This window comes from Candidatus Electrothrix sp. (assembly GCF_052785085.1).
Genome location: NZ_JALAAI010000101.1, coordinates 1 through 14,475, shown reverse-complemented (window position 1 = coordinate 14,475; position 14,475 = coordinate 1). Strand labels below are relative to the sequence as shown.

The window sequence follows — 14,475 nt, the reverse complement described above, 5'->3', positions numbered from 1 at the left end:
CGTTAAGTTTCCTGATGCTGATTTTATCAGCGAGGGTGTTTTGGAAACGGGAGCCAAGTAGACAAATGCCCTCTGGGCTTAACCAATACCACCCCCTCTGGGGGTGGATTCTTTATTCTACACTTCACCTTTTAATTCCGCCTCAATTTCCTCAATACTCGGCAGACTGTCTTTCAAATTATCAGGCAGGGTTTCAGTAAGCTGCGTTTCCCATTGCGCCACACCCATAGGTTTGTTGAGGCTGCGCAGAGCATATTCTACCACCAGTTCGTTTTTACTCTTGCACAGCAGCAACCCTATCGTCGGCTTATCATCTGGATGCCGCATCAAATCATCAACTGCGGACAGGTAGAGATTCAGTTGGCCGGTAAAGCCGGGGTCAAAAGGTACAGCCTTTAATTCCACCACAACAAAACAGCGCAGCTTAAGGTGGTAAAAAAGCAGATCAAGACGAAAATCCTGATCTCCCACTTCCAGCAGCATCTGACGCCCGACAAAGGCGAACCCGGTCCCCATTTCCAGGAGAAACTCCTGCACATGATCCATCAATGCCTGCTCGACTTCGCGTTCTTTTCTGAGGTTGGCGGTGCCGAGAAAATCAAACAGATAAGGGTCTTTAAAGATTTGGGTCGCCATGTCGGAATCAGGCGGCGGAAGGGTGGCAGCAAAGTTGTTTACAGTCTGCCCTTGACGCTCATGCAAACGGCTTTCGATCTGCATGACCAGAATGTTTCGGCTCCACCCGTTTTCCACGGTTTTCTGGGCATACCACAGGCGTGTTTCCACATCATCCAGCTTTTCAAGCAGAGCTAAGTTATGATACCAAGGAATTTGTGCAAGCACCTCTTGCACAATTGTTTGATCTGGCCAAGCTTCGGCAAATTTCCGCATGTACTTGAGGTTACGCGGCGAGAATCCGCTCATTTCCGGAAAGCTGTGCTTGAGGTCAAAGGAAATACGATCAATGATTTTGGCACCCCAGCCTTGCTGCTGCTGTCGCTCTACAATGATTCTTCCTATATCCCAGTACAGAAGCACCAGAGCTGAATTGGCCGCCAAGGTGAAGCGCAGGCGTTCAGACTGAATTCGCTCCTTGAGTTCTTTCAGTACGGCAGCATAATCATTCGGGAGCATATTTTTCCCCACAGACGTGGGAAAAGATGCATCGGGTCGGCCAGCCTTTTTTATCTCTTTGGTATTATTCTTCTTCACTGTCTTGACCTGTTGGCTTTGTCATCAGCCCGGCTCATCAGTTTAGGCTGGTGCCTAAGCTTTGCTTGGGTACAGACATCGTGAAGCTCCGCTTCATACAAGAAGCAGAGCTTCAGCAATAAGGGTTCCCAAGCTGGAGCTTGGGAACCAGAAAAATTCGAGGAATTCGAGCAATTCCCCTACCCCTCATAAATCGCCAATTTCGTCCTGAAATCCAACGCCTCAAAACTCTCCCCCTGCGTGATCGCCCGCCCGATCATTTCTCCGAACCTGCGGGCCTCAGCCAACTGAATCGTGGTATGCCCGTACTTCTTATAATGGGGCCGCATCCAGGACATCTTCTCCGGCACCTTACCGGCCAGTTTTAAGAAGACCCCAATGGTACACCAAGGCTCCTTGTTGGGATGACTAAAAATGATCCCATTGGGCACCGTGGCCCCAAGCCCCTTGAGCAAGGACCGGATTCCCCACCAATGCATCCGCCAGAAACCACGACAGGAGATCACCGGAATCGCCACCTGATTGTGGAAGAGCTGTTCCCCATCCCGATCCAGCAAAGAAAGCACTGGCCCGCTGGGATTATAGGACCAGGTTGGTCCGGCCAGAATGATCAGATCATACTCCTCAAAGCATTGCGGCGACAAGGGTTGAATCGGAACCCGCTGCCGAAACAGGGTCACGATCATCTTTTTCAGGGTCTTTGGAACAGTGCCAATGGGAAAATGCTGCTCTTCCACCGGAGTCAGACGCTCCCGGAAGAGAGCAACTGGATACTCTTCCAGGCCCTCCACCATTGAGCGGACAAGGTTTCTTGTCTGCGCACTAAAAGAATACTGAAGAATAAGAATACGCTTGGAAGGTGCCGTAGTGCCGGACATGGGATACTTTTGCAGGTAAAGGATAATAAGGACAAATCAGTTGCATCACTTTTTTTGATAAGCAAAAGTAAGAGAGTTACTCTACCATAGAATCGAAAATAAAAAAAGCCTCCTGATCATTTCTGACCAGGAGGCTTGATATACAGTCGGATATGGTAGGGGCACGGCGCGCCGTACCCCTACACCAGCACCCTTTTTACTACTGCTGATGACAGGACCAACAGTCTGGTGTCTTCACTGCTGCATAGGCGTGACAGCTATCACAGAACTGCTCTTTCTTGCTATGACAGCCAAAGCAGGTCATTGTTGGCATTTTCTTGCCATTTTGTTCAGCCAGCTTTGCATCGGCATTGGCATGAATGGTTTTCAGCATCATCATATGGATAGTGCGCATCTCCTCTGCCGGAGGATGCTTCAAGTCATTGGGCAAGGTGGCATATTTCACCATCTCCTGAGCCTGAGCACGATCCTGGGGCAGATTAGGGTCTCTGGTCGGTACTGCACCACTATCACCGTGATTATACCATATGGGAAAGGTGACCAGTAAAACAAAGATCACCAGGAACGTTATGGTTTGTCCTTTATCATACATATTTTTCCTCCGCTCTCATGTCGGGCTGTTTACACCAGAGTCCGCAGACCCTCAGTAAGTTCCTGTCGATTTTCGCCCTCAATCACCAAGGCATTACCGACTAATTCGCTCACACCGGCTACTTCCACTTCAGGAACCCAGTAGTTCATCAGGGTCGTCAGGGTAGCCCGGTCAATGGCGCAAACACAGGCCAGGGTATTAATGGCATGTTGATCATAGACATGTTTGACCGCATTAGCACGAGGCAGACCAGAACGCATCCGCAGTTCCATGATTTCATCCGTGTTCAACGCAGTCCCGGAACCGCAACAAAAGGTTTTTTCGCGGATGGTATTTTCAGGCATCTCATGCCATTCTTCAAGCACATTATCCAGAATATAACGCGGCTCTTCCAGCATGCCCATCGCCCTGGAGGTATTGCAGGAATCATGAAAAGTCGCCTTGACATGGGCATTCCGGCTCTTATCCAGTTTAATCTTGCCGTTCTTAATCAGGTCAGCCGTGAACTCGCTGATATGCACCATCTTGGTAGAGGCTGCATTATCAAAAACCGTACCTGTGACGGGCGATTTCGGCACTTCAAGGAAATCAGCAGGCCCATTCATGGTATCCATATACTGGTTGATAACACGCCACATATGGCCGCACTCACCACCGAGAATCCACTTCACGCCCAGACGCTCAGCTTCAGCATACATCTTGCCGTTCAGTTTCTTCATCATCTCGTTGGAGGTAAAGAGACCAAAGTTACCGCCCTCAGAGGCATAGGTGGACCAGGTATAATCCAGGCCAATGGCCTCGAACAGGAGCAAATAGCCCATACAGGTGAAGAGACCAGGCTCGGCAAAGACATCCGCAGACGGAGTGATAAAGAGAACCTCAGCACCCTTACGATTAAATGTCGGGTTCACCTTAACGCCGGTGAGACTTTCCACATCTTCGCAGAGAAAGTCCACATTGCCCTTAAAGGCCTGGGGCGTCAATCCCATGTGGTTACCGGTCCGGTTGGAGTTAGACACCGGCTCCATAGCCCAGTTGATACCGCACCCAACAAGATGCAGCAGCTCACGCAACATCATGGTGATCTCGGCGGTGTCGATCCCATAGGGACAGAATACCGAGCAGCGGCGGCATTCTGTACACTGGTAGGCGTACATGAACCACTCTTTCAGCACCCCGGCAGTCATCTTACGCCCGCCTGCCATCTTGCCGAGAATCTTACCTGCTAAGGTGAATTCCCCTCGATACACGGAACGCAACAGCTCGGCCCGTAGAACCGGCATGTTCTTGGGATCACCCGTACCCAGGAAAAAATGACATTTATCTGCACAGGCTCCGCAGCGGACACAGCAATCCATGAAGATCTTCAGGGAACGGAAGCGATCCAGGCGATCAGCCAATCCGTTAATAATAATCTCTTTCCAGTTTGCCGGAAGCTTCCAGTCTTCGTCTTCAGGATTCCAGACCCGGGCATTGGGAAAGCTGACACCCTGTTGGCTGTCCAGGTACTCCAGTTTTTCCACCTTGGTGGGATAGGCATAGTTTCCTGGCTTGAATTGTACCGGTGTATCCATCCATTCCTTGGGCGGAGTGGAGCCGGTCATCATAGAAGGCTCTTCAGCCACATTCTTTGACAACTCATCTTTTGTTATAACTGCCATTGTTCAATCCTTATATATTAGAGTTAGTCGTCAGTCTTCAGCCTTTTCAGGCAGTTCCTTTTCAACCGGGATTCCCTGTTCAACCATATCCTTGCGGAATTCATCCTCGTAGGAGGCATAGGAATGCGGTTTGATGTCAGGGTTCCAAGGATTAATATGGCGTTTCATTCTGCTGTCATTCGCCATATCCCGGGTCGGACTCATGAATACCCCGCCCATATGCACCAACTTAGAAAAGGGAAAGTAAGCTAACAGACAGGAAACCAGAAACAGATGGGTGTAGAAGATCGGAGCAATATCAGCGGTGATTTCCGGCTGAAAGGTAGCCAGCCCCACAAGCAGACGTTTGATAGCGATGATATCCACACCGCTGCGCAGGAAGTAACGCATGGAGATACCAGTGATCACAATGCCGAGCAAGAGGAAAAGCGGGAAGTAATCATTGGCTAAAGAAATGTAGCGTACTGGGCGGAGGAGAAAACGCCGAAGGAGAAGAGCCACCAGACCGAGGAGAATGAGTCCGTCTGTAACATAGAGCGAAAGCTCTGGGGTGGGATTGAGTGTAAATCCGTCCAGCGCATCCAGTGCGCTGATCAGAAAGGGTACTGGCTCTACAAAGAGGCGCAGATGACGCAACAGGATAATCAGCATGCTGTAGTGAAAGAGGATACCAAACAGCCAGAGCCAGCGGGTTGACTTGTAGGTCAGGACAGGACCGGGTTGCATGCTTGCCTTGGTATTCCGCCATAAGGAACGGAAAAAAACAATCTCCATGAACAGCCGGCCAGCAACCTCAGTTGTATTCACCGGGGCTTCCAGTTTATTCCGCTTTATCCAGGGCAGGGAATAGCCTTGCCCGCAGGTTGTTGGGATTTTAAACGGGACCGGCGATTTGGCCCAGTAAACGACCCGCCAGCAGAAGCCACCGATAAATAAAATCAGGGCAGCATAGGGCACGTCAACGCCAAACACATATTGCATGCCGGGAATCGTGGACCCTACCCATGCAATTCGCGCCAGGACAATGACGGCAACCAAGGGGAAGAGGTACTTCATTGATCGCTCCTTCTCTTCAGGTTAAAAAATAAAAAACTATATCTTTAAGCATCGAAACGTCGATACTTCACCACTGTGTTGTATCCTCCTCAGCTTCCTGAGTTTCCTGCCAACGAGGCTATGTCCTGCAAGTTTTCACGGACAGCTGCTGAGGCGCAGGAAGAGTCTGTTAAAATATAACTGCCGCTTTTCAATTCACGGATTCGGGCCTGATAGAGTCGATCCCGGCAGTTCATATACATGTCAAAGGCCATCAAACCTACTCTGTCGACTTCACGGTCAAAGGGAACAAGCTCTGGCAACAAAGCACGTCCCTTTTCTTCGCCGGAAAGAACTTGCTTTACCACCCATTTCAGCTCAAGTATTGGCGCAACTGCCTGGCTCGGAGTAAACTCTTGCACAGCCCGAATCCGAACGACCTGATCAAGTGGTTCAGCAAAATCCTGTTGTTCAGCCTCAGAAAGAATTAACTGGAAAATCCTGGTCAACCCTGTGCGAATATTTACCCCAACCGGATTGGCGAATTGATCCTCGGTCTGCTTGAAAAAGTTCGATGAGATGTACGAATCCAAAGCCCTCTCCACCCAGACGTCGATTATCTTTTTCTCTTTATTTTTAAGAAGTTCAAGCAGTGTCATATATTTCTCTCAGTACGCTTCCCGTGATCATTTGACAGTGGACATCTGTTCAGTGCAAATTGCTCTATCATGATTGTTGATTGATTTCAAGAAAAATTTTTCTTGATTCTGGAAAAGGAGGATTCCATTAATGTAATGACAGGACAAAAAAGAAAGGCTCCAGAGTGTCAACCCTGAAGCCTTACGAGAAATCCCTTCGCGCCAAGAGACTGAGAAGAAAAAGTTATTTTTTGGTCTCAGCAGCCAGTTCAACAGGTTTGGAATTATTCATCAAAAAAACAGCCAAGTTCACATAGAGATCATGGGCAAGTTTTTCATCCAGGGTCTTTTCATCTTCCTTATCAGCACCCTCTTCATCTTCCTCATCAGCAAGAACCCCGGCCTCTCTGGCCTCTTTTCTGGCCTGTTCAAGTTCTTTGCGCTCTTTGATAACTCCGGCTAAAAAAACAGGCACTTCAGTCTCTTCTTTGCGTTTCTTGGCCTTGAGGCTCTCTTCTTTGATTTTCTGAAATCGCTTATTCTTTGCCACATAGTTGCGGCTCTGCTCCCGGGCCTGGGCAAGATCAAAACGAGAACCTGACCAAATAGGGTGAGAAACAGCATCAACCCGATCCCAGGGAAGAGAATTATCCATGTATTGCTCACCGGTTTCCAGATAGTCCAGCATGCTGGGCAGAACCACATCCGGCACAACACCTTTGTACTGGGTTGAGCTGCCGTTAACGCGATAAAATTTCTGAATAGTGACCTTTAACGCACCAAGGTCATCATATTTCTTCAAATGAAGCAAAGGAAGATTACGATTCATATCCAGCAGGGCCTGCACAGTGCCCTTGCCGTGAGTATGGGCTCCACCAACAACCAGGGCCCTGCCATAATCCTGCATGGCAGCGGCAAAAATCTCGGAAGCAGAGGCAGCAAACTGATTAATCAAAACGATCAATGGGCCGTCATAAACAACGCCCTGATCTTTATCCTCAAGTACCCGGATCATTCCCTGTGAATTTTTCACCTGAACCATAGGGCCACCAGGTAAGAACAGCCCGGAGACATTGACTGCATCGCTCAGAGAGCCACCACCGTTATTACGCAAATCCAGGATGAGCCCGTGAATGCCTTCTTTTTTGAGTTTATTCAGCTCGGCACGGGTGTCATCCGTAACATTACGCCCATCCTTGCCCAGTCTTCCGGCGGAAAAGTCTCTATAAAAGCTGGGGATCTTGATATAACCAATCTTGTCTCCTTTATCGCTCTCAATTACTGTGGACTTAACATAGGTCTCTTCCAGCCTGACCACATCCCGGACAATGGGGATAACCAGACGAGTTCCATCAGCCCTGGTTACAGTCAGACGAACTTCAGTGCCCTTGGGTCCACGTATATAGGAAACTGCTTCCCGGATACTCATTGAAGATATGTCTACAGGTGCCTCATCCTTTTCAGAAACCGACATAATCACATCTTCGGCCTGGAGCTGTCCCTGGGCCTCAGCTGCACTGCCAGGTATGATACGAACCACCTTAATATGACCGTCATCCTCCCGGAGCAGGGCTCCGATACCTTCCAGAGAGCCACTCATGTGGATATCAAAATCCTCTTTTGAGGTAGGTGCCATATAATTGGTATGCGGGTCAAAAGAGCGGGCAACCGCATCAAAATAGCGATTATAATGTTCCTGGCGGGTGACCTTAAGCAGTCGTTCCAGATAGGCATCGGTTTTTTTCTGTACCTTTTGCAGTGCCTCAGCCCAAAGCTCCTTATCAACCTCCTGCTTATAATCAATATCAGCAGACTTTTTCCCTTCCTTTTTCTGTTTTTTATTTTCCTTGTCCACCGCATCAAGATAGCTGTCCAGGACTTCCATTTTTAAGGAACGCCGCCAACGGTCTCTCAGCTCTGCACGGTCAACAGCTGGAGCCAACTTATCCGAATCAGTCTGGATATAATCCTTTTTATCAGGAGAAAAACCTGCTGCCATGACTTCTTTAATCAGGGCTTCCACTTTTTTCACCCGCTTATTGAGCAATTCCATCCCCACATCAGGCAGGGCAATATTTCCGTTACTGATCTCATCGTCAATCTTGTCAGCAAATGTCTCCAGTTGGGCAACATCAGAGGCAAGCAGAAACTGTTTTTTTGGATCCAGTTGATTCAGATACAATTTATAGGCTTTCTTAGACATCTGCTCATCAAAGGATCTATGACCAAAATGCTGGGCAGAAAGCTGGCTTCTCAGCATTGCTGCAATAAGGCGATTTCGACCACGGTCGAACTCAACCGGCATCACCTTGCCGTACGCTGCTGAGCCTGCCAGCATGACAACAAGAACCAGACTGGAAATGAAACGATGGATACGCATAACCGACTCCCAATAAAAATACAGACAGAAATATCAGAAAATAAAATTATTACTGGTTACTGAACAGGTCTGTCGAAAAAACAAGAAAAAAAAACTGCCCTTTCAGGACAGAATCGGACATAAAGCGAAAAATACTGTACTGTAGAATACCACACCGTTTTCTTTTTGCCAACCAGCTGAACAAAACAAGCTGGCAGGGGCGTGTCATCAAGAAGGACTGACCACCTTTACAGCCTGGTTTATTGTACTCATAATCGCGTACATATCAGTAAGTTTTCCGACCTTGAGGGCTGATGTCAGCTCATAGTAATTCAGGCAGGTTCCGCAGGCGAGAATCTCTACTCCCTGTTCCTGTAAATCTGCCAAGGCCCTTAAGGCTCCAGAATCTTCTGCCACCAATCGCACCCCTTCATTATACAACAAGATTTTATCGGGCAGTGGCTTAATTTTATGAATTGTCTGCACATAGGTCTGGAGCAAAGCCCAGCCCAAATCAGCACTCCCCTGCCCCATTGAGACGGAGGAAATAACGTACACCAGTCCGCCAGCAGGGAAAGAAGCCGCACAGCTGTAATTTTCCACCCCAGCCTGCTTACGGCGACAGACCCGACCCGCCTTTACCCTCAAGGTCCAGCAGTCATGTTCCGGCCCGGATACAGTGACCGCACAATTGCGATCCTGAGCAAAACGGATGACATTATCCTTGGCCGCTTCATTATCAACCAGCACCTCAAGGAGACGATTGCCTGCCTCCAAGGCATCTTTTGTTTGAATAACCGGCTGAGGACAGCTCAGTCCGCAGCAATCCAGTTTATGGGTTTTCTTTTTCCAAAACATTAAATTCATAGCAACAGTTCTTTTTTTACGCAACAGCATATCCTGTGTGCTGGCGGACATCTGGTTCATGAAATCCCAACACAATACGATTTTTCGGAATACCTGCCTCCTCTAGCTCGATTGCTATCCCGTCCTCAGTTCCGTCTCTTTGTACCCAGACCATGCCGTCGATAATATCAATATGAGAATAAGGCAGCCGTGAATACGCCGGACATGCTGCCACCCTAAGGACATGACCAAATAATGATCACTGGTACGGTCAAAGATCAGTTCATTCTCTATTTCTCCGTTGGCATAAGAGATAGCTACATAACTCCTTAATACTTTCTCAATAATCTCGCGCCAACTGTTCAAGGTATCCATTTTCTCTACTTCAATTCCTGAGCAAACAGCTTATTCGCTAGCTGGGGATTGGCCTTGCCCTTGGTCTTTTGCATCAGCTGACCAACAAAAAAGCCCATGACCTTGGTCTTGCCGTCGCGGAACTGCTGGGCCTGATCAGGATTAGCTGCAATAATCTCCCGGACAATGGCGACCAACTCGCCCTCATCGCTCATCTGGACCAGCCCTTTGTCTTTGACGATCTTTTCAGGATCATCACCGGATTGCAGCATATCGGCAAACACGGTCTTGGCAATCTTGCCGGAAATGGTATTTTTCTCCACCATCTGAAGCAGGGCAGCCAGCTGGGTCGCCGTCACCGGACAATCATTGATCTGCTCAGGACTGTATTCCCGCAGCAACTCGGTGCTGATAAAATTACTCACCTTTTTCGGGTTATCATAGTCCACACAAACCTGCTCAAAGAAATCCGCCAGATCACGGGATGAAGTCAGGGTAGCGGCCACATCTTCGGGCAGGCCCATATCATCCATGAAGCGTTGCTTCCGTTCCCCGGCCAGCTCCGGCAAGTCGCCCCGTACCCGCTCAATCCAGTCCTCATCAATATGAACCGGCACCAGATCTGGGTCTGGGAAATAGCGGTAATCATGGGCCTCTTCCTTACCTCGCATGGACTCGGTTCGATTGGTATCAGGATTCCACAGCAAGGTGGATTGAATAACTTCGCCACCATCCAACAAAACATCACGCTGTCTTCGCTCCTCATATTCCAGGGCCAGCTGGACATTACGGAACGAGTTCATATTTTTCAGTTCGGTGCGGGTGCCCAGCTCTTCCTGCCCTTTGGGCCGCAGAGAGATATTGGCATCGCAACGAAAACTCCCTTCCTGCATATTGCCGTCGCAGATATCCAGATACCGGACAATGCCGTGCAGCTTTTTCAGATAGGCCACAGCCTCTTCCGGGGAGCGCAGATCCGGCTCACTGACAATCTCTAACAGGGGTGTGCCGGTCCGATTTAAATCCACATAACTTTTCGGCTCCAGCTCATCATGAATCAGCTTGCCTGCATCTTCTTCCATATGGGCTCGGGTGATGCCAATGGTCTTTTTCTGACCATCAATCTCTATCTCCAATTGACCATGCTCGGCAATAGGGAGTTCAAACTGGGAAATCTGATACCCTTTGGGCAAATCAGGATAAAAATAATTTTTCCGGGCAAAACGATTTTCCCGATTAATGGCAGAATCTGTGGCAAGGGCCAGCTTAATCCCGTTTTCCACCACCTGCTTATTCAACACAGGTAAAGAACCAGGCATGCCTAGACAAACCGGACAGGTATGGGTATTTGGCGGCGCACCAAATTCGGTGGAACAGCCGCAGAATATTTTACTCTTTGTTTTCATCTGGGCATGGATTTCCAGCCCGATCACGGTTTCAAATTCCATAATGTCATTCAGTTTTAAATAGTTTTACAGCTCAAGATGTGTTGGAAACTGCGGGACAAGGCCGGAACGCTCAATAGTTCCATCAGCAGAGAAAAATTGCATTATCCCGCCGCTGCAGCTGTCCTTCGCAGGCTGGGGCAATCTCCCATGCTCCCTTGGTATTGCCGCGAAGGTCATCGTTCTCAAATATGCTCTTCCATACCGGCCTGTTCCTTGTTGCTTACAAAGCAAGCTGGTCCGCACTGGTATGGACCCAGGACCGAATCTTCACCAATTCATCTGACCATTCACCTGATGTTCTGATATTGATAAAGAGGCGAAACAGTTCATTGACCAAATCTATCCCCTCTTCAAACAGGGAAATCCGCTCCAAGGCCTGGCCTTCAAACCCCTCCGGGTCATCACCATCTTCTGTTCCAGCAGTCTTGGGCAAACGGACACTACGAAACTCCATGGTGGCTGCTGTCAGGGTGATACTGAATTCATAATCACCACTGCTGATTTTAATCCTGGCCTGTTCTGGCTTTTTGCCCAAGGCCAAACCAGCCCGGGCCTCCCGCAGCTCGGTTTGCAGGCCTCGGCAAATCAATTTTTCACTTTCCGGCCCCTCTCCGTATTCCAGCAACATATGCTTTTCAAAAGCAACCAGAATATCGCCCCGCTCAGGAAGCTCAATACTGCCCCCTCGTTCTTCGCTTTTAAACCAAAGCCAGGCCAGAAACTCCTGGCCGATAAAACGTTTTTCTTCTATAAGATCGACTAAATCCATAAAATCCTCAAAGGGATACAAGGGCAGGCCAGATACAACGCTCTCCCTTCTCGCTCCCGTTTTTTCGTTCGATTAAATGAGTAATGCTGGTTGCAGATCAGCAAGCTTGTCTGCTGTGCCCTGATCCGTGAGCTGAAGCGCAGTGTTCCAGGGAATCTGCATAATCAGGGAAAGATCAAAGGTCTCCTTAAACAGATCTTCCAGGAGAGCAATGGCCTTACGACTGTTGGAGAAAAAAAGCAGTGTATTGGCGGAAAGATTCCAGCAAAGATCATACACCGCAGGGATAGGCGGGGACTTGTGCACCATCTCTGCCCGAATTCGCTCCTTGATCTCCAGCCGCACATTCCGGCTCAAACGCCGCACTCCTTGTTCCTGCCTGATACGAGCCTCTTCCTTGGCTGTAAACTTTTTCAGCACTGCTGGCGAGACCTTACGTTCATCAATACGCAGAGACAGCACCACATAATCACCAGCTGCATAAGAGCTAAAAGCAAACTCGCTATCAAACATATCTGCCACTGAGACCCAGCCAACGGAATACTCATCAATGGTCTCATCAATATCCTGAAAAGAGTGCTCTGCCACCTGACGGGCAACAAAATCCCAAAAATCCTCTGGCACCTCTCCTTCCACCATAAAACGGCTGAACGAGGCACTTCCTGATAATAATCCCATAAATTGTCCTGGTAAAATCCTGTAAAAAAGCCCTGCCTGGGCTGGACTGATTGTTTATCTACATCCTCTCCCTTTTATCTGAACAGGGAAAGGCTCATACGCTTGCAAACCACACCAAAATCTTATAACAAAAATAGCAAGAAGCAACAAGCACTATAGAGGCCGGAAGCACCTCGTTTTAAAAAACGAGAAGAGTATATTTTTTTAATTGACACGGAGCGAGGATTCGTGGTAAAAAGACCTCGCTCTCAGCAACCAAGGGTCGTTAACTCAGCTGGTAGAGTATCTGCCTTTTAAGCAGAGAGTCGCGCGTTCGAGCCGCGCACGACCCACCACATATATGTCCCCATCGTCTAGTCTGGTCCAGGACACCGGCCTTTCACGCCGGCAACACCGGTTCAAATCCGGTTGGGGACGCCAGATATATCAAGGTCTTAGCGGATTTCCGTTAAGACCTTTTTTTGTTTACACAGCCGTCCTTATTTCTTCTTTTCCTCCTTCTTCCGTCCTCCACCCAAAACTCCATACAAGGTGACCTGATTGGCGAGCCGGGCCAAGTGGAGCGAGATCAAAGCCTGTTGCTGTCCATAGAGGGAGCGGTGGGCATCCAGCACGCTGAGGTAGCTGTCCAGGCCCATGGTATAGCGTTTATCAGAAAGCTCATAGGTAGCTTGGGCTGATTCCACCAAGGCTTCCTGGGCCGCCAGCTGATCACCGATGGTGCCTTGCACAGCCAAGGCATCTGCCACCTCCCTGAAAGCAGTCTGCACGGTCTTTTCATACTTGGTCAACAAGATTTCCTGATCAATCTTACTGGTCTTCAAAGCAGACCATACCCGACTGTCAAAGACAGGCACATCAATCTGCGGCATAAAACTCCAGATATTAGTACCGGAACCGAACAATCCAGACAGTTCATCGCTGGCCGTGCCTGCTGAAGCGGTCAGGGAAATACGGGGAAAGACCGAGGCCCGGGCCGCGCCGATATAGGCATAGGCACCCTTGAGTTTATGCTCTGCCGCCACAATATCGGGCCGGTTGAGCAGCACTGCCGAAGGCAGGCCAGGATCAATCTCCTTGAGTGCTGCCACAGAACTCAATTCGTTGGGCAGGAATTTTTTCGGCACCGGCGCACCGACCAACAAGTTCAAGGCGTTGCGATCCTGAGCCACCTTCTGGGTGAAACGGGGCACATCCCGCTTGGCTGCCTCCACCTCGGTCTGGGCCCGGCGCAGATCTATCTCCGTAGCCAACCCGTTTTCGTAGCTTTTACCAATCAGATCATACGAGTCTTGCTGGCTTTCCAGGGTTGCCTGGGCCAGTTTGAGGTTTTCCTGGTCTGCGGCTAAGGTCAGATACGCCTTGGCAACTGCGGCAATCAAGACCAGTTCTGCGCTACGGCGAGCCTCTTCTGTGGCCAGATATTCCTCCAGGGCCTGATCGGTCAGGTTGCGGATACGGCCGAAAAAATCCAGTTCCCAGGAGGGAACCTCGGCCTTAAGGGTATATTTTTCTGTGGATCGAGGCTGTCCCGATTCCACCAGATCAGCAGAGAGACGCTGCTTATTTATACTGCCGCTGCCATCAACAGACGGATAAATACCAGTGCGATGCACCCCGTACATGGCCTGGGCACGTTCCACATTCAGGGCTGCCACCCGCAAATCCCGATTATTCTTCAGGGCCTTGCTGATGACCTTACGCAACTTGGCATCAATAAAAAAATCCTCCCAGAGAATCCCTGCAACTGTTTCAATCGCATCCTCCTGAAGTTCCTTGTAGGCATCTCCTTGAGGCCACTCTGCCGGGACAGGGTCTTTGGGACGGGTGTACTGCGGAGCCAGGCTACAGCTGCTCGCTAAAAGCAAGGTCAGAGGTTAATGGCACGACCTTAAGTGGTTGACCACAGGATTACGCCGTTTGTCTTCTTGGTACTGTCAAACGAGGGTAGGCCTTTGGACGACGCTTCACAGCCCGCGGTTCACTGCGACCTGGTCTATTTCCT

At 49.3% G+C, this 14,475-nt stretch carries 12 protein-coding genes, 2 tRNA genes and 1 pseudogene; 2 read left to right on the top strand and 13 right to left on the bottom strand.

Features of this window, described 5'->3' with window-relative positions; all coding sequences use genetic code 11:
• Positions 1-117: 117 nt before the first annotated feature.
• From L2082_RS14515 to rdgC, 12 genes and pseudogenes are all read right to left on the bottom strand, one after another.
• Positions 118-1,134, bottom strand: coding sequence for a PDDEXK nuclease domain-containing protein (locus L2082_RS14515; RefSeq protein ID WP_446010068.1), 1,017 nt, complete (start codon positions 1,132-1,134; stop codon positions 118-120).
• 257 nt (positions 1,135-1,391) lie between these two features.
• Positions 1,392-2,090 carry a flavodoxin family protein gene (locus L2082_RS14510; protein WP_446010067.1) on the bottom strand — a complete coding sequence of 233 codons (699 nt, stop codon included), beginning with the start codon at positions 2,088-2,090 and terminating at the stop codon, positions 1,392-1,394.
• A gap of 199 nt (positions 2,091-2,289) precedes the next feature.
• On the bottom strand, positions 2,290-2,682 hold the full coding sequence (locus L2082_RS14505) for a sulfate reduction electron transfer complex DsrMKJOP subunit DsrJ (protein WP_446010066.1): 393 nt from the start codon (positions 2,680-2,682) through the stop codon (positions 2,290-2,292).
• A 29-nt stretch (positions 2,683-2,711) separates the two neighbouring features.
• The gene (dsrK, locus tag L2082_RS14500) at positions 2,712-4,343 is read right to left on the bottom strand and encodes a sulfate reduction electron transfer complex DsrMKJOP subunit DsrK (protein WP_446010065.1); all 1,632 of its coding nucleotides are present in this window, start codon (positions 4,341-4,343) and stop codon (positions 2,712-2,714) included.
• A 30-nt stretch (positions 4,344-4,373) separates the two neighbouring features.
• Positions 4,374-5,399, bottom strand: coding sequence for a sulfate reduction electron transfer complex DsrMKJOP subunit DsrM (gene dsrM / locus L2082_RS14495; protein WP_446010064.1), 1,026 nt, complete (start codon positions 5,397-5,399; stop codon positions 4,374-4,376).
• Positions 5,400-5,488: 89 nt separating this feature from the next.
• Positions 5,489-6,037, bottom strand: a complete 549-nt coding sequence (locus L2082_RS14490; protein WP_446010063.1) for an RsbRD N-terminal domain-containing protein — start codon at positions 6,035-6,037, stop codon at positions 5,489-5,491.
• A gap of 223 nt (positions 6,038-6,260) precedes the next feature.
• The gene (locus L2082_RS14485; protein WP_446011894.1) at positions 6,261-8,396 is read right to left on the bottom strand and encodes a carboxy terminal-processing peptidase; all 2,136 of its coding nucleotides are present in this window, start codon (positions 8,394-8,396) and stop codon (positions 6,261-6,263) included.
• A gap of 207 nt (positions 8,397-8,603) precedes the next feature.
• Positions 8,604-9,242 (bottom strand): sulfurtransferase-like selenium metabolism protein YedF, encoded by a 639-nt coding sequence (gene yedF, locus L2082_RS14480; RefSeq protein ID WP_446010361.1) that lies wholly within the window; start codon positions 9,240-9,242, stop codon positions 8,604-8,606.
• Between the two features lie 16 nt (positions 9,243-9,258).
• Positions 9,259-9,596: pseudogene (locus L2082_RS14475) on the bottom strand (element excision factor XisI family protein).
• A gap of 5 nt (positions 9,597-9,601) precedes the next feature.
• Positions 9,602-11,023 (bottom strand): Asp-tRNA(Asn)/Glu-tRNA(Gln) amidotransferase subunit GatB, encoded by a 1,422-nt coding sequence (gene gatB / locus L2082_RS14470; protein WP_446010362.1) that lies wholly within the window; start codon positions 11,021-11,023, stop codon positions 9,602-9,604.
• Positions 11,024-11,243: 220 nt separating this feature from the next.
• Positions 11,244-11,792, bottom strand: a complete 549-nt coding sequence (locus L2082_RS14465) for a hypothetical protein (protein WP_446010363.1) — start codon at positions 11,790-11,792, stop codon at positions 11,244-11,246.
• A gap of 72 nt (positions 11,793-11,864) precedes the next feature.
• The gene (gene rdgC, locus L2082_RS14460; RefSeq protein ID WP_446010364.1) at positions 11,865-12,470 is read right to left on the bottom strand and encodes a recombination-associated protein RdgC; all 606 of its coding nucleotides are present in this window, start codon (positions 12,468-12,470) and stop codon (positions 11,865-11,867) included.
• A 259-nt stretch (positions 12,471-12,729) separates the two neighbouring features.
• Here rdgC and L2082_RS14455 point away from each other — a divergent pair.
• A tRNA-Lys gene (locus L2082_RS14455) sits at positions 12,730-12,805 on the top strand.
• A gap of 7 nt (positions 12,806-12,812) precedes the next feature.
• A tRNA-Glu gene (locus tag L2082_RS14450) sits at positions 12,813-12,890 on the top strand.
• Between the two features lie 59 nt (positions 12,891-12,949).
• Here L2082_RS14450 and L2082_RS14445 read toward each other — a convergent pair.
• Complete coding sequence (locus L2082_RS14445; protein WP_446010365.1) at positions 12,950-14,338, bottom strand: efflux transporter outer membrane subunit; 1,389 nt, start codon at positions 14,336-14,338, stop codon at positions 12,950-12,952.
• Between the last annotated feature and the right edge of the window lie 137 nt (positions 14,339-14,475).